Below are 24,103 nucleotides of genomic sequence, written 5' to 3'. Positions count from 1 at the left end.
CCTATCCTTTTTGCGTGCAGCCCGAAGGCGTGCGGCGACGGATCTGGCGGGCCGCGTCATTGAAAGAGTTCGTCGTAGTCGACGGTGGCCGTGCCGAGTTTGCCGACCACGATGCCGGCCGCGCGATTGGCGAGACCAACCGCTTCGACCAGCGTGAGACCCGCGCCCAGCATGGCCGCGAGCGTGGCGATCACCGTGTCGCCCGCGCCGGAAACATCATACACTTCACGTGCGACAGCCGATGTGTGCAGGATGCCGTCGTTGGAAAAGAGCGTCATGCCTTCTTCCGAACGCGTGAGCAGCAAAGCCTCGAACTGAAGATCCGCGCGCAGCTTGCTCACGCGCTCGGTCAGGTCTTCTTCCGATTTCCACTGGCCGATCACCTCGCGCAACTCGGCGCGGTTCGGCGTGATCAACGTGGCGCCGCGATAACGTTCCCAGTCGTCGCCCTTCGGATCGACCAGCACCGGCTTGCCCGCAGCATGCGCTCTCGCGATCATCTCCGTGACGTGCGTCAGGCCGCCCTTCGCGTAGTCGGACATCAGGATCACGTCGTGCAAAGGCAGCAATTCGTCGAAGCGCGCGAGACCCGCGAGCAGCACTTCATGCGCCGGCGAATTCTCAAAATCGACGCGCAGCAGCTGTTGCTGACGCGACAGCACACGCAGCTTGATGGTCGTGAGAAGCGCGGGATCGCGTTCGAGATGCGGGTTCACGCCGCTCTCGCCGAGCAACTGCACGATGCGCTCGCCCGGTTCATCATGTCCGACGACGCACAGGAGGCCCGCTTGCGCCCCGAGCGCCGCAGCATTGCGCGCGACGTTCGCCGCGCCGCCAAGCCGGTCTTCCTGACGCTGCACGTGCACGACGGGCACCGGCGCTTCCGGCGAGATACGGTTGACGTCGCCGAACCAGTAGCGGTCGAGCATCACGTCGCCGACCACAAGGACGCGCGCGGCAGCGAGTTGCGCGCGCGGCACGACGGTAAGTGCGGCGGAGGGCGTGGACGTGGCGGATCCGGGCATGATCTCAGGCATCGGCCGCACGTTTGGAGGGTTGGGCATAAGGACGTCCAATCGAGTGATAGTCGATGCCGAGTTCGTTCATGGCATCCGGCTCGTAGAGATTGCGGCCGTCGAAAATCACCGGCGACTTGAGCACGGATTTCAGATACGCGAAGTCGGGGCTCTTGAACTCCTTCCATTCGGTGACGATCACGAGCGCGTCGGCGCCTGTGAGCGTTTCGTCCTGCGTACTCGTGAAAGTAAGACGCGCGAGTTGTTCCGGCGAATCATGCAGATCCATCGCGATAACGCGCCGCGCTTCCGCCACGGCGACCGGATCGTACGCGCGCACGTTAGCGCCGCGCGCCAGCAGTTCCGCGATGACGCGGCGGCTCGGCGCTTCGCGCATGTCGTCGGTGTTCGGCTTGAACGCGAGACCCCATACGGCGAAGGTGCGGCCGGTGAGGTCGTTGCCCCACTTGTGCGTGATCTTTTGCACGAGCACGTCTTTCTGCGAGTAGTTCACTTCCTCGACGGCCTCGAGAATGCGCAGGTTGTGGCCGCTTTCGCTGGCAGTGCGAATCAGCGCCTGCACGTCTTTCGGGAAGCACGAGCCGCCGTAGCCGCAACCGGCATACAGGAAGTGGTAGCCGATCCGCGGGTCCGAGCCGATGCCGCGGCGCACCGCCTCGATGTCGGCTCCGACACGGTCCGCGAGATTGGACATCTCGTTCATGAACGAGATGCGCGTGGCGAGCATCGCGTTGGCTGCGTACTTGGTGAATTCCGCCGAGCGCACGTCCATGTACAACGTGCGTTCGTGATTGCGGTTAAACGGCGCGTACAAGCGCTTCATGAGTTCACGCGCGCGCGAGCCGGCTTCGTCTTCGTCGCTGCCGAGCACGATGCGGTCGGGCCGCATGAAGTCGTCTACTGCCGCGCCTTCCTTCAGAAATTCGGGATTCGACACCACCGAGAAGCGGTGTTGTCCGCTACCCGCGAGCCCGCGCTTCGCCAGTTCTTCGTCGATCACGGCGCGCACGCGCTGTGCAGTGCCGACCGGCACCGTCGACTTGTCGACGATCACCTTGAAGCCGTTCATCGTGCGGCCAATGTTGCGCGCGGCTTCCAGAACATATTGCAGGTCGGCCGAGCCGTCTTCGTCGGGCGGCGTGCCGACCGCGATGAATTGCACGTCGCCGTGAGCGACGCTCGCTTCGATGTCCGTCGAAAACGTGATGCGGCCGGCCGCGCGCGTACGCGCGATGATTTCCTGCAAGCCCGGCTCGTGAATGGGCACGCCACCGTTGTTGAGGATTTCGATTTTGCGCGGATCGACGTCGAGACAGAACACGTCGTTGCCGATTTCAGCGAGGCACGCGCCAGTGACGAGGCCGACATAGCCGGTGCCGATAATGGTGATTTTCATACGCTTTCCGGTTGAAGGTTCCGGTGATGATTCCCGGCTGTGAAGAAGCCGGTCATCAACACGATGTCAAATCCGTCCGCGAACTCAGTTCGTCGCGGTGATCGGTTCGACCCGGCGCGGCGCATAGGTTTCCCAACCGCTGCAACCCGGGCACTGCCAGTAGAAAAGCCGCGCCCTGAAGCCGCAATTCTGGCACGTATAGCGCGGCAGATTTTTGGTGCGCTGGCGGATCAGCGTGCGCATCAGTTCGAGTTCGCTGCGCCGCGGCTCTTCCGCGACGGCCTGCTGCGCTTCGAGCAGCCGCGTCATACCCGCGAGGTTTGGCGACTTCTGCATCTGCGAGCGTGCGAGCGCGTGCGCCGCATCCGGCCCGCGCAGCGACGCGACGTGCTGATACGCGACGTCGAGCAAATCATTGCTCGGATAGCGGTCGACCCACGTGGTGAGCAGATCGGCGCCTTCCTGCGCTCGGCCGAGCGCTTCGTACGCCTTCATCACCTTCTCGGCGACGAGCGGCAGATAGGCCGGGTTCTGTTCCTCGACACGCCGCCACTGCCCGATCGCCGCTTCTTGCGCACCGCCGGCCGCGTCGACGTCGCCAAACAGAATCGTGGCGCGCACGTTGGTAGGGTTCGCCTTCAGCGCGAATCCCAGTTGCCGGCGTGCTTCCTCGGGCTTTTTCTGTTGCAGCGCTTCCTGCGCGAGTTCGCAGTGGAACTGCGCGATTTCCTTGTCGAGAGATTCGGCGCCCATTGTTTCCAGATGACGCGCGGTGTCGATCGATTTGATCCAGTCTTTCTCGATTTCGTAGATGGTAAGCAGCGCGCGCTGCGCGCCCAACGCGTAGTCGCCGGTTTCGAGCGAACGGAAGGTTTCTTCCGCGCGGTCCAGCAGGCCCGCTTTCAGGAAGTCCTGCCCGAGTTCGAAGAGCGCGTGATCGCGCTCGCTGACCGGTAGATCGGCGCGGCTCAGGAGATTCTGATGCACGCGAATCGCGCGGTCCGTTTCTCCTCGGCGCCGGAAGAGGTTGCCCAGCGCAAAGTGAAGTTCGACAGTTTCAGGATCGAGCTTGACGACTTCGATGAACGCGTCGATCGCCTTGTCCGGCTGCTCGTTGAGCAGAAAGTTTAGCCCGCGGAAATAGGAGCGCGGAAGGTTGGCGCTTTCTGAGAGCAGCGTCTTGAGGTCGTAGCGCGCAGCCATCCAGCCGAACGCAAAAGCGACGGGTATGACAAGCAGCCACCAGAAGTCTAGATCCATGCGATGAATGCAAATGAGCCTGAAGGCGGAAAAGGGAATGCCGCGCCTCATGTGCGCGGCGAACGACAAAATCAGATCAGCGGCGGCATGGGCGGCTGTTCAACGACGACCGGCGCCTCGCGCGCCACACGCAGTTCTCGCTTGAGGCGGCCATTCTCCATGCGCAGGCGGACAACAGCCGGCATCGACGAAACGAGACCGGCGAGCAGGCCGACCCCGAAGAACGCGAGGCCAATCAGGATGAGCGGCGCCGACCACGCGTAGCCAGCGAGGAAATTCAGCGTAGCAGGTTGCGTATTGGAGAGTGCGAGCACCAGCAGCAGCACGAACACCAGTACACGGATCAGCCAGACGATAAATTTCATGAATAGATCTCTTGACGGCAGTTGCGGGGTGACGCCGGCCTGATGACGCGTCGCGCCACGGTGTTGCCCGCGCCGAAGTGACCCGTATTGTAATTGAAGCCCTCGCGGCTGGGCAGGAACTGGCGGATCCTGCGCTTACAGAAAAGTGCTGACGATGGATGCGGACGGGAGTTCGACTGAAGCGCGACCGTTGCGACCTCAGTGCGGTTGGAATGCGGCTGGAATCGCGGTTGAAAATGCGGCTGGAATTGAGGCTGAGACCGCGGCTCGGAATTCGGCTCAGAATTCGGCTCAGAGTTCGGCTCAGAGCGCGGCTGACACGCGGGCTTGTAACGCGGCTGAGGACCCGCTTGGCATCGCGGCTGACCACTCAGCCGGCATGGGCGCGATCGGCGTGGCCGCCGAGGCGGCCCAAAATGCGCGGGCGAAAAAAAAGCGCCCGGAGGCGCATTTCTTCTATTTGCCGACTGGCACTGGCCGCTGACGCCACCAAAGCCACGCTGCGAAGTGCACAGCGTAAAGCGGAGCATTTTACAGATCGTCGTCCGGCTCTTCAGCCTTCAACGGCTCACCCGCGCGACGATCGACCCGCTCGCGCAATTCCTTGCCCGGCTTGAAGTGCGGCACGTACTTCTCAGGCACCAGCACTTTTTCGCCCGACTTCGGATTGCGCCCGACGCGGGAAGGACGGCGGTTCAGGCCGAAGCTGCCGAAACCTCGAATTTCGATGCGATGACCTTTGGCAAGCGCCTCCGACATCGCATCAAGCATCGTCTTCACCGCGAAATCCGCATCTTTTAGTACAAGCTGCGGAAACCGCGTAGCCAGTTGGGCGACCAATTCCGATTTGGTCATACTGCAGCAGACCTCTCAAGAAAACGCCGAGCCGCCCCCAGGTTTTCCCCGCAAAGGGATACCTGCCGCGTAAAGGTGGCAGGTTTGGGGGCGTTCCTCAATTACTGGTTCTGACCGTCGAGCTTGGCCTTCAGCAGTGCGCCGAGGTTGGTCGTGCCGGTAGCAGCCGCGCTGGAATCCGACGAAGCCAGGCCGCGGATCGCTTCCTGTTGCTCAGCCGAGTCCTTCGCCTTGATCGACAGGTTGATGCCACGCGACTTGCGATCGATGTTGATGATCATCGCGTTGACCTTGTCGCCTTCCTTCAGCACGTTGCGAGCATCTTCCACGCGGTCTTGTGCGATTTCGGAAGCGCGCAGGTAGCCTTCGACTTCAGCCGACAGCTGAACCACTGCACCCTTCGCGTCCACCGTCTTGACCACGCCGTCGACGATCGAACCCTTGTCGTTCATTGCAACGAAGTTGCTGAACGGGTCGCCTTCGAGCTGCTTGATACCCAGCGAAATGCGCTCCTTCTCGACGTCGATGCCGAGAACGATCGCTTCCACTTCGTCGCCCTTCTTGTACTTGCGAACAGCTTCTTCGCCCGTTTCCGACCACGACAGGTCCGACAGGTGAACCAGACCGTCGATGCCGCCCGGCAGACCGATGAATACGCCGAAGTCGGTGATCGACTTGATTGCGCCTTGCAGCTTGTCGCCCTTCTTGAAGTTGCGGCTGAAGTCGTCCCACGGGTTCGGCTTGCACTGCTTCATGCCGAGGCTGATACGGCGGCGGTCTTCGTCGATTTCGAGAACCATGACTTCGACTTCGTCACCCAGTTGCACAACCTTCGACGGTGCAACGTTCTTGTTTGTCCAGTCCATTTCCGACACGTGGACGAGACCTTCGATGCCCGATTCCACTTCGACGAATGCGCCGTAGTCGGTGATGTTCGTGACCTTACCGAACAGACGCGTGCCCGACGGGTAACGGCGGGAAATGCCTTCCCACGGATCGTCGCCGAGTTGCTTGATGCCCAGCGAGACGCGGTTCTTCTCCTGGTCGAACTTGAGGATCTTCGCGGTGACTTCCTGGCCAACCGACAGCACTTCGCTCGGGTGACGCACACGACGCCATGCGATGTCCGTGATGTGCAGCAGGCCGTCGATACCGCCGAGGTCCACGAACGCGCCGTAATCGGTAATGTTCTTGACCACGCCTTCCACGATCGCGCCTTCCTTCAGCGTTTCGAGCAGCTTTGCGCGCTCTTCGCCTTGGGTTGCTTCGATCACGGCACGGCGCGACAGCACGACGTTGTTACGCTTGCGGTCGAGCTTGATGACGCGGAATTCGAGCGTCTTGCCTTCGTACGGGGTCGTGTCCTTGACCGGACGCGTGTCGACCAGCGAACCCGGCAGGAACGCGCGGATGCCGTTGACCATCACGGTCATGCCGCCCTTGACCTTGCCCGTGATCGTGCCGGTTACGAGTTCGTTGTTGTCGAGAGCCTTTTCCAGCGAAAGCCACGAAGCCAGACGCTTCGCCTTGTCGCGCGACAGGATCGTGTCGCCATAGCCGTTTTCCAGCGCGTCGATCGCGACGGAAACGAAGTCGCCCGCCTGCACTTCTACCTCGCCCGCGTCATTCAGGAACTCTTCGAGCGGGATGTAGGCTTCGGACTTGAGACCAGCGTTGACGACCACGAAGTTGTGGTCGACACGCACGACTTCGGCGGAAATCACTTCGCCGGCGCGCATGTCTTGCTTGGTCAGCGACTCTTCGAACAGAGCCGCAAAAGATTCGGTATTCGGGGTAGAGGTTTGCAGGTCGGACATAAAAATCGAAATTTGCATGGTTCTCGCGCTGCCCGGCTGGCCGGACGGTCAGCAACTACGGCAAGAATGCGAATGCCACGCGGGGTTAAAGGGTTAATACAACGCTTCGCGACCACCGCGAAGCACCAACACACAATGGGACTACGACTGCGACCGCGCATTCATGTGCGACCGATGCTCGATGCGCATTCCAGTCACGCCTGCGGAACCAGGGCTTCGTACCATTGCACTACCTGCTCGACCGCCTGATCGACCGATAAGGCGGACGTATCGAGCAGCTTTGCATCCGCTGCGGGCTTTAGCGGCGCGGCTGCGCGCTGACTGTCACGCTCGTCGCGCTCACGCAAATCCCGGAGCAAGTCATCTATATTAGCAGAAAAGCCTTTTTGTATCAATTGCTTATGCCGCCGCGCCGCGCGGGCTTCCACGCTGGCCGTCATGAACACCTTGAGGACGGCGTCCTGGAAGATGACCGTGCCCATGTCGCGACCGTCCGCGACGAGCCCCGGCTCCTTGCGAAACGCCCGCTGGCGCGCCACCAGCGCGGTCCGCACGGGGGCATGCACGGCAATCGCCGAAGCGCGGCTGCCCACTTCCTCGGCGCGAATGTCCGCCGAAACGTCCACTCCGTCGAGTTGCGCGAGGCCTTCGCGAAACGTGATATGCAGATCGTCGATCAACTTTACAAGGGCGTCGACGTCGTCCGCCGCCAGGTCGTAGCGAATACTGGCGAGCGCGGCGAGCCGGTACAGCGCGCCGCTGTCGAGCAGGTGGAAGCCGAGGCTCGCGGCAACCAGCGCGGCCACGGTGCCTTTGCCGGAAGCACTCGGGCCGTCGATTGTAATGACGGGCGTCTGGTGAAAGGGACGGATCGGTTTCATCGAAAAAGTCGCACGTCAGGCGATTCGTACAGGAATCAGGGTTGGGCAAGCGCGGTGAAGCGCTCGAAATAATCGGGAAATGTCTTGCCGACGCACTTCGGGTCGTTGATCCGGACAGGCACGCCGCCGAGACTCACGAGCGAAAAACACATGGCCATGCGGTGATCGTCGTAGGTGTCGATCGACGCGTTTGGAATCAGCTTCTCAGGCGGCGTAACCACGAGGAAGTCTTCGCCCTCCTGCACCTTCGCGCCGACCTTGCGAAGTTCGGTGGCCATCGCCGCGATCCGGTCCGTCTCTTTCACGCGCCAGCTCGCAATGTTGCGCAGCGTCGTCGTGCCGTCGGCGAACAACGCGGCAACCGCTATGGTCATCGCGGCGTCGGGAATCAGATTGAAGTCCATGTCGATCGGCTCGAGCTTGCCGCTGTCGTGACCGACGCCGCGCACTTCGATCCAGTCCTCGCCCATTTGCAGATTCGCGCCCATCTTGATAAGCGCATCCGCGAAGCCGACGTCGCCCTGAATGCTGGAACGGCCGACGCCCTCCACCTTCAGCGGCCCGCCGCCGAGCGCTCCCGCAGCGAGGAAATAGGACGCCGACGACGCGTCGCCCTCCACCATGATCGTGCCCGGCGATTGATAACGCTGCCCCGCCGGCACCACGAACTGATGCCAGCCATTACGTTCGACGTCGATGCCGAAACGCGCCATCAGCTTGATCGTGATCTCGATATACGGCTTGGAGATGAGTTCGCCGTCGACCTGAACGGTGCTCACGCCGCTCCCGGTGCGCAGAAGCGGCAGTGTCATCAGCAGCGACGTGAGGAATTGGCTCGATACGTCGCCGCGCACGCGGATCGGCGCCTCGGCGGAAATCTGCGCCGGACGGATTCGCAGCGGCGGAAAGCCCTCGTTTTCCTCGTAATCGATTCTCGCGCCGATCTGCCGCAATCCATCGACCAGATCGCCGATCGGCCGCTCGTGCATACGCGGCACGCCGTGAATGCGATAGTCGCCGCCATTCACCGCGAGTGCCGCGGTCAGCGGACGGACCGCCGTACCGGCATTGCCCAGGAACAGATCGGCCGTGCGCGCCGTGAAAGCGCCGCGCGTGCCGGTCACGACGCAGGTATCGCCGTCGCGCTTCAGACGCACGCCGAGCTTTTCGAGCGCATCGAGCATCACGCGGGTGTCGTCGGAGTCGAGCAGGTTCGTGATCGTCGTTTCGCCTTCGGCGAGCGCCGCGAGCAGCAGTACCCGATTCGAAATGCTCTTCGAGCCAGGCAAACGAACCGTGCCGGACGCACGAGAAAATGGTCCGAGATCGAGAAATTCCATGATTGTGTCCAGTTTCCGGTTATTTGGACGCGTCGCCCGGCGCGCCGCCGCCCGCGCGCTGCTCCTGCCATTCGGTGCGCGCCACGCGTGAGCGCGCGAACACGGCTTCGAGCGCGGCGCCGTCGGCGGCGTCAATGGCCGTGCGCAGGCGCGCTAGCACCGCAGAGTAGGCGTCGAGTTCGTCGAGCAGCGCAACGCGATTGGCGACGCAGACGTCGCGCCACATTTCCGGGCTCGACGCGGCAATCCGCGTGAAGTCTCGAAAGCCGCCCGCGGCGAAGGAAAATTTGAGTGCGGCATCGGGCGAATTGAGAATCTGTTCGACGAGCGCGAACGACAGTACGTGCGGCAAATGACTGACCGATGCGAACACGCGGTCGTGCTGCTCGGGCGCCATGTCGCGCACGAGCGCGCCGGTCGCGCGCCACATCGCCGCGATGCGCTCGACGGTACGCGGCGCATTCTCCGGCAACGGGCACAGCACGACATTGCGGCCGACGTACAGGTCGGGCAACGCGGCCTCGACGCCGCTCGCCTCGCGGCCGGCAATGGGATGCCCCGGCACGAACTGGCCGATGCGCGCGCCCAGTGCGGCACGGGCGGCGGCGACAACGTCGGATTTGGTGCTGCCGGCGTCGGTCACGATCGTATCTGCGCCGAGAAATGGCGCAATGCGTTCAAGGAGCGGCTGAGTCTGCGCGACAGGCGCCGCGAGCAGCACGACGTCGGCGCCGGCGAGCGCTTCGCGCAAGGCAGCGTCGTCGGTCAATGCCGTCGCACTATCGATTACGCCGAGTTCGACCGCGCGCCCGGTCGACGCAGCCGAGCGGCCCACGCCGATTACCGTGCGCGCCCCATCCGCTTCGCCGCGCTCGCGCAGTGCGCGCGCAAGCGATCCGCCGATCAGGCCGACACCAAAAATCACCAGCTTGTTAAAAGAGAACGCGGCCACGTCGGTCACACAAAAAGCGCGCCTTTCATATCGACGAGGCGCGTGGGTCAAGGTTCGCCGCCTGGACGGCTGCGAGGGTTTTTTCGAGCGCGGCGATGAACGCTTCGTTTTCTTCCGGCAGCCCGATCGTGACGCGCAGCCACTGCGGTAATCCGTAGTTGCCGACTGGACGCACGATCACACCCTGCTTCAGCAATTCGATGTTCACGCGAGTGCCGGCCGCCTCGTCATTGCCGACCCGCACCAGCACGAAGTTGCCGTCAGACGGTACGTATTCGAGGCCGAGCTTCTCGAACGCTTCGGTCAGGCGGCGATAACCCTGCGCGTTCAACGCCGCGCTTTTCTCCAGAAACGCCTGGTCGTTGAGCGCGGCGATGGCTGCAGCTTGCGCGAGCGTGTTCACATTGAACGGCTGGCGCAGACGGTTCAGCAAGTCGGTCAACTCCGGTTGAGCGATCGCAAATCCGACACGCAAGCCCGCGAGACCGAACGCCTTTGAAAACGTGCGCGACACGAGCAGGTTCGGATAACGGCGCACCCACTCTATGGAGTCGTAGCGCTTTTCCGCGGGCAGATACTCCGTGTACGCCTCGTCCAGGACCACTGCCACGTTGCGCGGCACCTTGTCGAGAAACGCTTCGAGCTTCGAACCTTCGATGAACGTACCGGTCGGGTTGTTCGGATTGGCGACGAAGATCAGCCGCGTGTCGTCGGCGATCGCGGCCAGCATTGCGTCGAGATCGTGTCCGTACTTGACAGCCGGCACCACGATCGCACGCGCGCCGAGCCCTTGCGTGGCGAGCGCGTAGACGGCGAACGAGTACTGCGCGTAAATGATCGACTGCCCTTTCTCGACGAACGCGTGCGCGGCTATCTCGAGAATGTCGTTGCTGCCATTGCCGAGCGTGATCCAGTCCGACGGCACGCCATAGCGCTCGCTCAGTGCGGCCTTCAGTTCGAATGCATTCGCATCGGGATAGCGGCCCAACTCGCTCGCGGCTTGCGCCATCGCACGTTTAGCCGACTCCGGCATGCCGAGCGGGTTCTCGTTCGACGCGAGCTTCACGATGTTCGCTTCGTTCAGCCCGAACTCGCGCGCCACTTCAGAAATGGGCTTACCGGCAATGTAGGGCGCTATAGCGCGCACATAAGAAGGACCGAAGGACGTTGTCATGAAATCTCCGAACGATTATTAGAAAAGTCGCGGCGCGCGCGCCGGCCTACTGTCTGATTGAGCTTACTCGCCGACTGATGGCCGTTAGCGCGCACGCGGATACGAGCCCAGAATCTTAAGGAATGCTGCCTTCTCGCCCAGCTCGGTAAGCGCGGCGGCTACAGCCGGATCGTCGCGGTGGCCCTCGACGTCGATATAGAAGTAGTACTCCCACGTGCCCACGCGCGCGGGCCGCGATTCGAAGCGGGTCATCGAGACGCTATGACGCGCGAGCGGCTCCAGCAGCTTGAACACGGCGCCCGGCTCATTAGCCACCGACACGATCAGCGACGTCTGATCGTGTCCGCTCACGCCCGTGCGCTCCTTGCCGATCATTACGAAGCGAGTGCGGTTGTGCGGGTCGTCCTGGATCAGCGCATATGCAACCTGCAAGCCATAGTGGGTCGCAGCGCGGTCGCCGGCAATCGCCGCGACGGTCGGATCTTCGGCCGCCATGCGCGCGGCTTCCGCGTTGCTCGACACCGCCTGGCGCTCCAGATGCGGCGCATTTGTCGCGAGCCAGCGCTGACATTGCGCGAGCGCCTGAGCGTGCGCGCAAACGCGCGTGACGCCGGCTAGGTCGCCATTCAGCGTCAACAGATTGTGATGAATCGGCAACGCCAGTTCGCCGCCAATGGCCAACTGGGTTTGCAGCAACAGATCCAGCGTGCGCGATACCGCGCCTTCCGTTGAATTTTCGACCGGCACGACACCGAATTCGGCGGCGCCTGCTTCAACCGAGCGGAATACTTCGTCGATCGACGGACACGGCAGCCCCTCGATCGATTGACCGAAGTACTCGTGCATGGCCTGCTCGCTGTAGGTGCCCACCGGCCCGAGATAAGCCGCCTTGATTGTCTTCTCGAGCGCCCGGCTGGCCGCCATGATCTCGCGCCAGATCGCGCTGATATGCTCGCTCGCCAGTGGCCCCTCGCTCATGTTCTGCAGACGCGCGATCACCTGCTGCTCGCGCTCCGGGCGAAACACCGGCGCGTTGAAATGCTTCTTGACCTCGCCGACTTCGAGCGCCACCGCGGCGCGCTGATTGAGAAGCGCGATCAGCTGCGCGTCGAGCGCATCGATGCGTTCGCGAAGAGGTTTGAGTCGGTTATTGAGTTCGTCGTCCATGCGTGAAAACGGTCCTGCCGATAGCTGCTGGAAAAAAGCGTGCTGGAAAGGATGCGCGCACCGAATGCCGAAGCACTCAGGCGCTGCGCCGTTCAAATTCCTTCATGTATTCGACAAGCGCTTTGACGCCTTCGAGCGGAACGGCGTTGTAAATCGACGCCCGCATGCCGCCGACGGACTTGTGGCCCTTTAGCTGCACCATTCCCCGCGCTTTCGCGCCGGCGAGAAATTCTTCGTTGCGCGACTCGTCGGCGAGGAAGAACGGTACGTTCATCCGCGAACGCGAGCGACGCTCGACCTTGTTCAGATAGAAGCTGCTCGAGTCGATCGTGTCGTACAACAGCTTCGATTTCTCGAGATTACGCGCTTCGATTGCAGCGAGGCCGCCCTGCTTCTTCAACCACTTGAACACCAGTCCCGCGATGTAGATGGCATACGTGGGCGGCGTGTTGTACATGGAATTGTTTTCGGCGACGGTCTTCCATTCGAACGCCGAGGGGCAAATGGCCTGCGCGCGATCCAGCATGTCCTCGCGCACGATCACCACCGTCACGCCGGCCATGCCGATATTCTTCTGCGCGCCGCCGAACAGCACGCCGTATTTGGCGATGTCCATGGGACGCGACAGGATGTGAGAGGACGCGTCCGCCACCAGCGGTATGTTGCCGAGATCGGGAATCTCGAATGTCTCGACGCCGTGGATCGTTTCGTTCGTGCACAAATGCACGTAGGCCGGATCGTCCGACATTTGCCATTCGGAAAATGCGGGCGCGCGCGTGAAACCGTCAGCCGTCTCGCCGCTTGCAGCAACGTGCACGGTGCCGTACTTCTGCGCTTCCTTCAGTGACTTTTGCGACCACGAACCCGTGACGACGAAATCGGCGCGCGGTTTCGCACCGAGCAGGTTCATCGGCACGATTGCGTTTTCCCCGAGACCGCCGCCTTGCAGAAACAGGATGCGGTGGCTCGCCGGCACGGCCAGCAACTCCCGCAGATCGAGGAGCGCTTCCTCGTGGATCGACATGAACTCTTTCCCACGATGGCTCATTTCCATCACGCTCATGCCGCTGCCTTGCCAGTCGAGCATCTCGTCGGCTGCCTGACGCAGCACTTCTTCGGGCATGGCCGCTGGGCCGGCGGAGAAATTAAAGACGCGCATCGTGAGATCCTGAAAGCGGCGCGAAAACGAAAGATCGCGCACGAGTCGGCGAAGTGGCCGCCGCGAAAATAAGTTGCTGCAAACTGACTAAATCTATTGGCCGACGAGAATCGCTGTGTTGATCAGCAACGGGGCGATCAGACCGCAGCAGGCTCGACAATCTCGCGCCAAAAAATAATGGCCATTTGCGCACACGCGCAAACGGCCATTATCGCACTGTCCCCGCGAACCCGCCAAACCCGGCCGCCCTGCAAGGGCGGCCGCCACTGGCGCGCGAGCGCAGTCTTCGCCTGAGGCTTTACTTAGCCGGCTTGACCGAAGCGACTTCCTTGTCAGCCTGGTCACGCGTCGCCTTGATCGATTGCGGCATGTACTTTTGCATCAAGCCGTTCACGACGTCGCGGCCAACCTGGTCTTGAACCTGGATGAACTTGCGGCCCGTCGGGCTCTTGTAGAACGTGGTCAGATCTTTGATTTCCGACGTGCTGTAGTACTTGGCGTACGCATCGTACTGAGCTTGCATTGCGTCCTGGCGGAAGCTGTCCGTCGCGAAGACCTGGCCTGCGCCGTCAACCAGCTTCGGCACCGCATTCTTTTGCAGCGTCGGGACGGAAGCCTGCTTCTGCTTGTCCGTCATCGTCTTGTTCTCGCTCAGCGCGTCCGAGAGGATAGCCGGGACCAGTTGCTTTGCTTGCATTTGCGCGCTGTTGCCGATTGCGCCGACGAGCTTCTGCGCGTCGATTGCGTCCAGCAGGTCCTTGATTGCAGCCTGCTTGGCCGGATCAACCGGTGCTGCGGCAGCAGCCGGAGCCGACGGAGGCTGGCTCTGAAGCGCTTGAGCCATGGCAAACGTCGGCACGAGGGCAGCCAGCAACGCCAGTTGTTTAAATCGTTTCTGCATCATTACTCCCTAATAGAAATTGACTTGAACTGCTTGCCGCGCGGAAGTATGTCGGCCCGACACACTATTGTTTCCTGCGCGGCTTTCAACCGGTTAACGAATGCGCAAGCCGCGACGCAGGTCAGGCCGCACCGCCGTCTTCGACGCCGTTGTTGCCGTCAGCGGGACCTTCGGCGTCGCCTTCCAGATCGACGTCTGCTTCTGCCTCGGCAACCTGTTGCAGACCTGAAAGCTTGGTCCCTTCGTCAAGGCTGATGAGTGTAACACCTTGGGTTGCACGGCCCATTTCTCGAATTTCCGACACGCGCGTACGAATCAGAACGCCCGTATTGGTGATCAACATGATCTGCGCTTCCTGATCGACCAGCGTGGCGGCAACGACCTTGCCGTTACGCTCCGACGTCTGGATCGCGATCATGCCCTTCGTGCCGCGGCCGTGACGGGTGTACTCGGTGATCGGCGTGCGTTTGCCGAAGCCGTTTTCCGTGGCGGTGAGCACTGATTGCTGCTCGTCGCCGGCCACCAGCAACGCGATCACGTTCTGGCCGTCTTCGAGCTGCATGCCGCGCACGCCGCGAGCCTCGCGTCCCATTGGCCGCACGTCATTTTCGTCGAAGCGAACTGCCTTGCCCGAATCGGAGAACAGCATCACGTCGTGCTGACCGTCTGTGATAGCGGCGCCGATCAGGTAATCGCCGTCATCGAGACCGACCGCAATAATACCCTTGCGCAACGGCCGGCTGAAGGCTTCGAGCGGCGTCTTCTTTACCGTTCCTAACGCGGTTGCCATGAACACGAACTTGTCCGCGGAAAATTCCTTGACCGGCAGCACAACCGTGATCTTCTCGCCTTCCAGCAACGGGAACATGTTGACGATCGGACGACCCCGCGAGTTCCGCGAGCCTTGCGGCACTTCGTAGACCTTGACCCAATACACGCGGCCACGGTTGGAGAAGCACAGAATATGGTCGTGCGTGTTCGCGATGAACAGCGTGTCGATCCAGTCGTCTTCCTTCATGGAAGTCGCCTGCTTGCCGCGACCGCCACGCTTCTGGGCGCGATATTCGGACAACGGCTGCGATTTCACGTAGCCGGCGTGCGACATGGTCACGACCATTTCTTGCGGCGTGATCAGGTCTTCGGTGTTCAGCTCGGTTGCGTTCAGCTCGATCTTCGAGCGGCGCGCGTCGCCGAATTCCGACTTGATCGACGTAAGTTCGTCGACGATGATCGCCGTAATCCGCTCCGGGCGCGCCAGGATGTCCAGCAGGTCGGCAATCTGCGCCATGACGTCGCGATACTCGCCAATGATCTTGTCCTGCTCCAGGCCGGTCAGGCGTTGCAGACGCATCTGCAGAATTTCCTGAGCCTGGGTGTCGGACAAGCGGTAGAGGCCGTCCGTCTGCATACCGAAGGACGGATTCAATCCGTCAGGACGATAGGCTTCACGGCCACCGGCCGACGCGTTTTCCGTCTCGGCGCGCGACAACATTTCCCGCACGAGGGAGGAATCCCACGGACGCGCCATCAATTCCTGCTTTGCGATGGGCGGAGTCGGCGCGGCTTTGATGATCGCGATGAACTCGTCGATATTGGCGAGCGCAACGGCCAGCCCCTCGAGCACATGCCCACGTTCGCGAGCTTTGCGCAGTTCGTATACAGTGCGCCGCGTCAGCACTTCCCGGCGATGCGACAGGAAGCACGACAACATTTCCTTCAGATTCAGCAGCTTCGGCTGGCCGTCGACCAGCGCGACCATGTTCATGCCGAAAGTGTCCTGAAGCTGGGTCGCCTTATACAGATTGTTCAGGACGACTTCCGGCACTTCGCCGCGCTTCAATTCGATCACGACGCGCATACCGCTCTTGTCGGACTCGTCGCGGATGTCGGAAATGCCTTCCAGCTTCTTCTCGTTGACCAGTTCGGCAATACGCTCGAGAAGCGAGCGCTTGTTCACCTGATACGGCAATTCGTCGACGATGATCGACATGCGCTGGCCGCGATCGATCTCTTCGAAGTGCGTGAGCGCGCGCATCACCACGCGGCCACGGCCGGTGCGATAGCCGTCGCGCACGCCGGCCACGCCGTAGATGATGCCGGCGGTCGGGAAATCGGGGGCCGGAACGATCTCGATCAACTCGTCGATCGTGGCTTCCGGATTCCTGAGCAAGTGCTGGCACGCGTCGACAACCTCGTTCAGGTTGTGCGGCGGGATGTTGGTCGCCATGCCGACCGCGATACCCGACGAGCCGTTGATCAGGAGATTGGGAATGCGCGCGGGCAGAATGGCCGGCTCGTTCTCGCTGCCGTCGTAGTTCGGCGTGAAGTCGACCGTTTCCTTGTCGATGTCTGCGAGCAGTTCGTGGCCGATCTTGGCCATGCGGATTTCGGTGTATCGCATGGCTGCGGCGTTGTCGCCGTCGACCGAACCGAAGTTGCCCTGGCCGTCCACCAGCATGTAGCGCAGCGAGAAGTCCTGCGCCATCCGGACGATCGTGTCGTAAACAGCCGTGTCGCCGTGCGGGTGGTACTTACCGATGACGTCGCCGACGATACGCGCCGACTTCTTGTACGCGCGGTTCCAGTCGTTGTTCAGTTCGTGCATCGCGTACAGCACGCGCCGGTGCACCGGCTTCAGGCCATCGCGAACGTCGGGAAGCGCACGCCCTACGATCACGCTCATCGCGTAATCGAGATACGAACGGCGCATTTCCTCCTCTAGGGAGATTGGCAGAGTCTCTTTGGCGAATTGATCCATTATCCGTATCTTTTACGTGCGAAGGCGACGGGAAGACGGCGCCTTCGCGTAAGCATTGCAGGCGCAACGCATCACGCGATTCTAACATGCCGGTCATCCGGGCCCGGCGGTCGCACGTATACCTATTAGCGGGTGCCAGTGAGAGGCGCCAGAGCGGCGCTCGCATGCCCCAGATCCGGGCCGATCAGGCTCGATTCATGCGTGGGGCAATTCCGCGCTCAGCCATGACTGGCGGGACGCTCCGGGCGATTGGTTCTGTTGCGCATGCACCACAATTGCAAGGTGATTTGATCGGGGGCGGATTTTTTTATCGTCGGAAGGGAACGATATGGCAAAATGCCAACGCACAAAGAGTCAGACACTGCTCGAAGTCTACACACAACGTTTTTTGTTTGGCACCGATGTTATACTTCGAGCAATGTATGACTTGTCTTCGTCAACAGGCTCGCAGTAAACCTGCGGTAATCTCAAATTCGAGAGGAGAAATATGAATAAACTTTCAAAGCTCGCGTTCATTGCAGCTACCGCAGTTATGGCTGCATCCGCAATGGCACAGTCGGTGCCGGCGTCGCGACAAGCTACCAATGACAACTGGGTGAATGGTACTGGCGAATACGTGTGGATGAACGGCACGAACGAGCTTTGCTGGCGCGATGCATTCTGGACGCCGGCAACGGCTAACGCAAAGTGCGACGGCGCACTGGTTGCCCAGGCTCCGACGCCGCCGGCTCCGGTCGCACCGGCACCGGCCATCACCAGCCAAAAGATCACGTATCAGGCTGACGCACTGTTCGACTTCGACAAGGCTATCCTGAAGCCGGCTGGCAAGGAAAAGCTGGACGATCTGGCATCGAAGATCCAGGGCCTGAACCTCGAAGTCGTCGTCGCAACGGGTTACACCGACCGCATCGGTTCGGACAAGTACAACGACCGTCTGTCGCTGCGTCGCGCTCAAGCTGTCAAGGCATACCTCGTCAGCAAGGGCATCGAATCCAACCGTATCTACACGGAAGGCAAGGGCAAGCGCAACCCGGTCACGACCGGCTGCAACCAGAAGAACCGCAAGCAACTCATCGCCTGCCTCGCACCGGATCGTCGCGTGGAAGTCGAAGTTGTCGGTACTTCGAAGCAGTAAGCTACAAACACCGCAGTACGAAAAGCCCCGCTTCGGCGGGGCTTTTTTTATGCGCAGACCGGCGGATTGCCGGCCAGGCCAGGCGAGCGCCGCCAGACCTCTTGCGCAAGCGGGTGGCATTTTGCCGCCCCGGCCCCTCGCCTATATACTCCGGGTTTATCCTCGAGCGCCCGCTCACCGCTCTCATCGAGGCAGCTTCGCCATGACCAACGCCGATCCCCACGAACTGCAGAAATTCAGCGACCTTGCGCATCGTTGGTGGGACCCAAACGCCGAGTTCAAACCGCTGCATGAACTCAACCCCGTTCGCTTGAACTGGATAGACGCCCACGCACATCTGGCCGGCAAACATGTGCTGGACATCGGTTGCGGCGGCGGCATTTTGTCCGAGTCAATGGCTGGCTTGGGCGCGCACGTCAAAGGAATCGACCTGTCGAGCGAAGCACTCGGGGTCGCCGATCTTCACAGCCTTGAAAGTGGTGTAACCGTTAATTACGAGGAGATCGCCGCCGAGGCGCTCGCCGCACGTGAGCCGGGCACCTACGACGTGGTCACCTGCATGGAAATGCTCGAACACGTGCCGCGGCCCGCTGCGATCGTCGAGGCATGCAGGACGCTGGTCAAGCCGGGCGGCTGGGTGTTCTTTTCCACGCTCAACCGCAACGTGAAGTCATACCTGTTTGCGGTTATCGGCGCCGAATACATCGCGCGGATGCTGCCCAAAGGCACACACGACTATGCGCGTTTTATCCGTCCGTCGGAACTCGCGGGCTTCGTGCGAGCCGCCGGCCTGCGCACAGGGGACATCAAAGGTATCGTCTATCACCCACTCAGCAAGCACTTCGCCCTTTCCGCAGACACGAGTGTGAACTACATGCTCGCCTGCCGCCGCGACTTCTGATCCGACCGAACGCCGACAAAATCCAATCGATGAGCGATCCTACGCCCCTGCCCCAACGCGAAGACCACGAAGATGCACTTGGTCTTTGCCAAGCCGTGCTGTTCGACCTGGACGGCACGCTGGCCGACACGGCGCCAGACCTTGCCGCCGCCGTCAACAAAATGCGCCATGATCGCGGGCTGGATATGGTCCCGCTCGAAAGACTACGGCCGCTCGCGTCGGCTGGCGCGCGAGGGCTAATCGGCGGGGCGTTCGGCATTGGGCCGGATAACCACGAGTTTGCGTCGATGCGCGAGGAATTCCTCGCCAATTACGAAGCGGATCTTTGCATCGAAACCACGCTCTTTCCCGGCATCCCCGAATTGCTGGATGAACTCGACGCGCGAGGCGTGCGCTGGGGCATCGTCACGAACAAGGTCGCGCGGCTCACGGAACCGCTGGTCGCGCAACTGGGTCTGGAAGAGCGGGCGGGCTGCGTGGTCAGCGGCGATACGACACCGCATTCGAAGCCTCATCCGGCGCCGTTGCTGCACGCGGCTCGCGAACTCGACGTGGCGCCGGAGCGCATCGTCTACGTCGGCGACGATTTGCGCGACGTGCAGGCGGGCTTTGCTGCCGGCATGAAGACGGTAGCTGCGGCCTACGGCTACTGCGGCGACGACATTCCGCCGACGCAATGGCATGCGCAGCATGTCGTGCAGTCGCCGGCCGAACTGCAGCAGCTGCTTCGCGACATTAATTGACAACGGGCCACAGCACGCGCCCGAAACCGGCAGCCCGACATGAGCCGGGAATGAGCCAAGACACGGCCGTCAAACTATTGTAAAATATACGTTGGCTCGAAGTTCCGAGCAACGAACCGCGGGGGCGACCTGGTTTCGACAGGGGTTGCGAAGCGGCTAGGGCATGTCGAGGACCCGTCACCTCGTTAATCAATGGGAAAAACGTAACTGCAAACGACGATACGTTCGCACTGGCAGCCTAAGGGCCGCCGTCCTCTGCCTAGTTCACTGACGGGCTAGAGTCGCAAGACCGGTAGCAATACCGACAGAGGTCATATACGTCAGTTAAGCCTTGACGGAGTCACGACGTCCGGGTCGAAAATCTAGTGAATCGCCGTAGTGCAGCGTGTTCGTCCGCGTCACTATGGTTAAATCAAATGACAGAACTAAACATGTAGAACTGGTCGTAGAGTGCTTCTGGACGCGGGTTCGATTCCCGCCGCCTCCACCAGACACCTTTCAGGCAAATGGCAATGCCTCAACGAATACCCCGACGGCGCTAGCCGCTCGGGGTTTTTTGTCTTTAGATCGCCGATGTTTCGGCATGGCGCCTCTACCCGCCGCAACTTGTGCGGCGCAGATTTGCGTCGGCCTTATTGCTGGTGGATGGAAGCCAGCGCGCGCTGCACGGCCGCGTCAATCGCCGCAGGGTGCAGATCCGTCAAGATTACCCCTTGTGGCGGCTCCGCCCTAACCAGCGCCCGCGGCATCTCAGTGCCCACCGCAGGCCGCCCCATCTTCGCCCCAACCGCCGCCCGCTCCACCTTTGCATCAACCGCCGCGTGTTGCGCATCCACGTGAGCCACCGCCTGACGGTCCTCACCGTTCAGCACCAGTTCATTGACACGCGCGACCTCGTCGAGATTCAGGCTTGCCGTTGCCGCCTTCAGCTGAAGAAGCCCAACGATTGTTGCATACCGTGCCCGAATGAGATCACGGCGATTCGCGAAAAACGAGTCAGATGCCCGCAGCACATCCGTGCTACCGCGACTGCCCACCCGGTAGCCGACCTGCGTCGCGTTGAGCGCGGCGCGAGAACTCTGCACCAATCGCGACAGCGCTTCGATCCGCGCGACGCCGGCGAGAAATCGCGACCAATATTCCCGCGCACTCGCTCCGGCCAAACGGGTCGCCGCAACCAGTTCGTCCTGCGCCCTATCTTCGAGTGCCAGCTTTTCGTCGATATTCGCGCTCGTTGCACCGCCTTCGAAAATGGGAATGCTCACCGACAGCATCGCCGTCGTTGTCGTCGTCGGGCGGATGTAGCCGGACGCTGCGCCGGCCGGCGTATGGCTCGCCGTCAGATTCACGACCGGCAACCGCGCGGCGCGAGCCTTCTCGACCTCGAGTTCGGCAATGCGCCGGTCGATCTGCTTCAGTTGCACCGTGTAGTCGTGTGCCTCGGCTTGCGAGGCCCAGCTTTCCACGTCGTCCGGGTGCAATCCTGGCATGACCGCGGCGTCCGACAAGCGCGACAGCCCTGCAAACCGCTGCCCCGTGATGTGTTCCAGCGCGAGCCGTTTCAACTGCAAGTCGTCGCGGGCATCCAGTTGCTGCGACTGCGCCTGTTCGCGCGCCGCCTCGGCTTCCTGCACATCGATCACCGTGGCCTCGCCGGCCCGCCGTCGACGCCGCAGTTCGTCCAGGTGCACATCTAGCGCCGCCGTGTAGTCGTTGGCGCGTGTCAGTTCGTCCTCGGCTGCGAGTTCGTCGAAGTACGTTTGCACGGCTCGCAAAATGGCCGATTGCTGCGCACGCGCCAGATCCACCGCGCCCCGCGCCTGAACGAAGTCCGCCTGCTTATAGGTGGTCCATCTGCTCCAGTCGAAAACCGGCTGCGTCAGCGCGACAGTCCACCCGTTCTGCCAGTAGTGGGTGTTCGGAAGGCCCTCCGTAACTGTGCTGTTGTACGCCCGCCCCCAACCGGCTTCCAGTTGCGGCAGCAGCGCCGCGCGGGCTTTCGGCACGGCCTCGCCCGCGGCTCTCGAGCCCGCGCGAAACGCCGCCAGATCCGCGTCGCGATCGGTGCTCTGCTCCACCACGGTGAGCAAATCGACCGCCGCTGCGGCGCCCGCGTAAGCCACACCGGTGAACACAAGCAGTGCGCCCGCCATCGTGCGCTTATTCATCCACCATAACTCCCTCGCGAGGCTCGCATAGCAGTTCACCATCGACCAATCGATAGCGCGTGTCGAACGCCGAAGCGAGCGACATGTCATGCGTAATGACCACCACCGTGCGCTCCAGACGCAGCAACAAGTCGACGACATGCCGTACGGACGCGGGGTCGAGATTCGAAGTCGCCTCATCGAGCAGCAGCAGTTCTCGTTGCTGATACAACGCTCGCGCGAGCAACAAACGTTGCCGCTGGCCCGCCGAAATATTCGCGATCGTGTCGCTAATCACCGTTCGCGTGCGCATCGGCAGGCGCATGACATCGGGCAGCAAACCGACGTCATCCAGCAATGCGTGAATGCGCGCCTCGTCCGGATTGCCCGCGAAAAGTGAGACGTTGTCGGCAATCGAGCCGTGCAGGATCAGGTCGCCCTGCCGCATATGAACACCATGTCGGCGGATTTCATCGACGCTGAGATTTGGCCAGGCGATCCCGTTTAGCGTGATCTCGCCGTCCTGCAGCGGCTCGGCAGCCGCAAGCAGCTTGAAGAGCGTCGACTTGCCGCTTCCGGATGCGCCGGTAATCACGACCTTGTCGCCCCGCCGGATGACGATGTTCGCGTCCTTGAGCACCGGTTGATCCGAAACGCCGTAGCGAAAGCTGACACCGCGCACATCGATGCGCTCGAAAGTTCGCACCTCGACGGCCTTATGCATCTCGCCGGGCGCCGTGTACCGTTCCGCTTCGCCATCGACGATATCGCCCACGCGTGCAACCGGAACGCTCAGCATGAAATGCTCGAAGGCTGCGTTGACGGCTCGCGCAAAGCGCTCGGACAGCAGCGACTTGTAGATCAGAAACGAATAGAACACGCCCACCGAAATCGTGCCGCTCAGCATCAGACGCGCGGCGAACCAGCTCACCGCGATCATGTCCGCGTAGTCGACAAGCTTGAGGATCGCGTCGCGTGCGCTCCCCAGGCGGCTGTTGCGCACCAACGCCGCGATATACGCGCGATATTTCGCCATGAAGATCGCCGTGCGCCGCGCCTCGCCCTGCGACAGCTTGATCAACGAAGCCGCGCGGATCGTTTCGATAAGCGTGTCGTCGCAGCGCGCCGACTCTTCCAGCACCAGTGCATGCGTGTCGCGCATGCGCGAAAACAGCGCAAACGACACCGCCACGTAGACCGTGAAAATCAGCACGGCGATCACCGTCGGTTGCCTGCTTTGCACCAGCATCAATGCGAGTGCGAGCATGCCGACCGCCACGTCGATGCACCGAGATCGTAGTCCGCGTGGTGAAGGCGCTGATTTCGTCTTGCGCCTTCACGCGCGCAAACAGATCGCCAACGTGACGCTTCTCGAAGTACGGAATGGGATTGCGCAACAGTTGCGCCATGATTCCCTCGGTCATGTTCATCTGCACTAAACCGTGCAAAAGCTCGACGAGGTATGTCTGAACATACTGGCTCAACGCACCGACGATAAAAATGCCGGCGAACGTCAGCATCAGCACATTGAGCAGGTTCAGGTTGTCGGCGGCGACGACGTCGTCGAGCAACAGATTGCCGAGGTACGGCATGGCGAGAATCGCGAACTGGCTGCCGAGCGCGACGAACATCACCTTGGCGATCTGCGCGGTGAGTTGCGGGTTCAGCGCACGCACGCGAGCCAGGGCTGCCGGCACACGCGACTTGTTGCGCACACGCGGCATGGCTGGCGTCGGCGCGCATTCGAGCAGGTAGCCGGACACATTCGCGACAAAGGTGTCCATGGAGATGCGCCGCCGGCCGCTCGCCGGATCGATCACTTGCACATAGCCACGCCCGCAATTCTCGAAAACGACGAAATGCGCGCCGCCGAAGTGCAGGATCGAACCGCGCTTGATGCTCGGCAGATCGCCGGCGTCAAACCGGTATGCCTGAACGGCGAGACCGAATTCGACCGCCACATCGTACAGGTCCATCAGCGTCAAACCGTTGGCCGAGATCGGTCTGAATGCCTGCAACTCGCGCACTTCGATGGCCCGGCCGAAGTGCGACAGGACCATCGCCAGACACGCGTAGCCGCACTCGGCAACTTCATTTTGATAGATGGCGCGCATC

At 61.8% G+C, this 24,103-nt stretch carries 18 protein-coding genes, 1 other RNA gene and 1 pseudogene; 4 read left to right on the top strand and 16 right to left on the bottom strand.

Annotated elements, in window-relative coordinates; genetic code table 11:
• Positions 1-56: 56 nt before the first annotated feature.
• From rfaE1 to gyrA, 14 genes are all read right to left on the bottom strand, one after another.
• The gene (gene rfaE1, locus RW095_RS23395; protein ID WP_317021360.1) at positions 57-1,064 is read right to left on the bottom strand and encodes a D-glycero-beta-D-manno-heptose-7-phosphate kinase; all 1,008 of its coding nucleotides are present in this window, start codon (positions 1,062-1,064) and stop codon (positions 57-59) included.
• Complete coding sequence (locus tag RW095_RS23390; RefSeq protein WP_317021359.1) at positions 1,030-2,433, bottom strand: UDP-glucose dehydrogenase family protein; 1,404 nt, start codon at positions 2,431-2,433, stop codon at positions 1,030-1,032. Before RW095_RS23390 ends, rfaE1 begins: the two co-directional genes overlap by 35 nt.
• Positions 2,434-2,517: 84 nt before the next feature.
• The gene (gene lapB, locus RW095_RS23385; RefSeq protein WP_317021358.1) at positions 2,518-3,693 is read right to left on the bottom strand and encodes a lipopolysaccharide assembly protein LapB; all 1,176 of its coding nucleotides are present in this window, start codon (positions 3,691-3,693) and stop codon (positions 2,518-2,520) included.
• 71 nt (positions 3,694-3,764) lie between these two features.
• Positions 3,765-4,058: a LapA family protein gene (locus RW095_RS23380; RefSeq protein ID WP_020068970.1), complete on the bottom strand. Its 294-nt coding sequence runs from the start codon at positions 4,056-4,058 to the stop codon at positions 3,765-3,767.
• Between the two features lie 531 nt (positions 4,059-4,589).
• Entirely contained in the window at positions 4,590-4,913 is a 324-nt protein-coding gene (locus RW095_RS23375; RefSeq protein WP_006050255.1) for an integration host factor subunit beta, read from the bottom strand.
• 101 nt (positions 4,914-5,014) lie between these two features.
• On the bottom strand, positions 5,015-6,748 hold the full coding sequence (rpsA, locus tag RW095_RS23370) for a 30S ribosomal protein S1 (RefSeq protein ID WP_020068971.1): 1,734 nt from the start codon (positions 6,746-6,748) through the stop codon (positions 5,015-5,017).
• Positions 6,749-6,924: 176 nt separating this feature from the next.
• Positions 6,925-7,611 carry a (d)CMP kinase gene (gene cmk, locus RW095_RS23365; protein WP_317021357.1) on the bottom strand — a complete coding sequence of 229 codons (687 nt, stop codon included), beginning with the start codon at positions 7,609-7,611 and terminating at the stop codon, positions 6,925-6,927.
• 35 nt (positions 7,612-7,646) lie between these two features.
• Positions 7,647-8,951 (bottom strand): 3-phosphoshikimate 1-carboxyvinyltransferase, encoded by a 1,305-nt coding sequence (gene aroA, locus RW095_RS23360; RefSeq protein ID WP_317021356.1) that lies wholly within the window; start codon positions 8,949-8,951, stop codon positions 7,647-7,649.
• A 19-nt stretch (positions 8,952-8,970) separates the two neighbouring features.
• Entirely contained in the window at positions 8,971-9,912 is a 942-nt protein-coding gene (locus tag RW095_RS23355) for a prephenate dehydrogenase (protein WP_317021355.1), read from the bottom strand.
• A gap of 16 nt (positions 9,913-9,928) precedes the next feature.
• Complete coding sequence (hisC, locus tag RW095_RS23350; protein WP_317021354.1) at positions 9,929-11,077, bottom strand: histidinol-phosphate transaminase; 1,149 nt, start codon at positions 11,075-11,077, stop codon at positions 9,929-9,931.
• Between the two features lie 84 nt (positions 11,078-11,161).
• A complete protein-coding gene (gene pheA / locus RW095_RS23345; RefSeq protein WP_317021353.1) occupies positions 11,162-12,244 on the bottom strand; it encodes a prephenate dehydratase in 1,083 nt (360 codons plus the stop codon).
• Positions 12,245-12,320: 76 nt separating this feature from the next.
• A complete protein-coding gene (gene serC / locus RW095_RS23340; protein WP_317021352.1) occupies positions 12,321-13,403 on the bottom strand; it encodes a 3-phosphoserine/phosphohydroxythreonine transaminase in 1,083 nt (360 codons plus the stop codon).
• Positions 13,404-13,701: 298 nt separating this feature from the next.
• Positions 13,702-14,304, bottom strand: coding sequence for a DUF2059 domain-containing protein (locus RW095_RS23335; RefSeq protein ID WP_317021351.1), 603 nt, complete (start codon positions 14,302-14,304; stop codon positions 13,702-13,704).
• Positions 14,305-14,425: 121 nt separating this feature from the next.
• Entirely contained in the window at positions 14,426-17,062 is a 2,637-nt protein-coding gene (gene gyrA, locus RW095_RS23330) for a DNA gyrase subunit A (RefSeq protein WP_128585221.1), read from the bottom strand.
• 487 nt (positions 17,063-17,549) lie between these two features.
• On the opposite strand from gyrA, the gene ompA reads away from it, so the two are divergent.
• From ompA to ssrA, 4 genes are all read left to right on the top strand, one after another.
• Positions 17,550-18,197, top strand: coding sequence for an outer membrane protein OmpA (gene ompA / locus RW095_RS23325; protein WP_013340148.1), 648 nt, complete (start codon positions 17,550-17,552; stop codon positions 18,195-18,197).
• A 202-nt stretch (positions 18,198-18,399) separates the two neighbouring features.
• Positions 18,400-19,098 carry a bifunctional 2-polyprenyl-6-hydroxyphenol methylase/3-demethylubiquinol 3-O-methyltransferase UbiG gene (gene ubiG / locus RW095_RS23320; protein WP_317021350.1) on the top strand — a complete coding sequence of 233 codons (699 nt, stop codon included), beginning with the start codon at positions 18,400-18,402 and terminating at the stop codon, positions 19,096-19,098.
• Between the two features lie 29 nt (positions 19,099-19,127).
• On the top strand, positions 19,128-19,841 hold the full coding sequence (gph, locus tag RW095_RS23315) for a phosphoglycolate phosphatase (RefSeq protein WP_128595640.1): 714 nt from the start codon (positions 19,128-19,130) through the stop codon (positions 19,839-19,841).
• A 120-nt stretch (positions 19,842-19,961) separates the two neighbouring features.
• Positions 19,962-20,331, top strand: a transfer-messenger RNA (tmRNA) gene (ssrA, locus tag RW095_RS23310).
• 142 nt (positions 20,332-20,473) lie between these two features.
• Here ssrA and RW095_RS23305 read toward each other — a convergent pair.
• Positions 20,474-22,009, bottom strand: coding sequence for a TolC family outer membrane protein (locus RW095_RS23305; protein WP_317021349.1), 1,536 nt, complete (start codon positions 22,007-22,009; stop codon positions 20,474-20,476).
• Positions 22,002-24,102 (bottom strand): annotated as a pseudogene (locus RW095_RS23300) (peptidase domain-containing ABC transporter). Before RW095_RS23300 ends, RW095_RS23305 begins: the two are co-directional and overlap by 8 nt.
• Between the last annotated feature and the right edge of the window lies 1 nt (position 24,103).

This window comes from Paraburkholderia kirstenboschensis, from assembly GCF_032806925.1.
Classification (GTDB): domain Bacteria; phylum Pseudomonadota; class Gammaproteobacteria; order Burkholderiales; family Burkholderiaceae; genus Paraburkholderia; species Paraburkholderia kirstenboschensis.
This window is presented reverse-complemented; position numbering and strand designations above follow the sequence as displayed.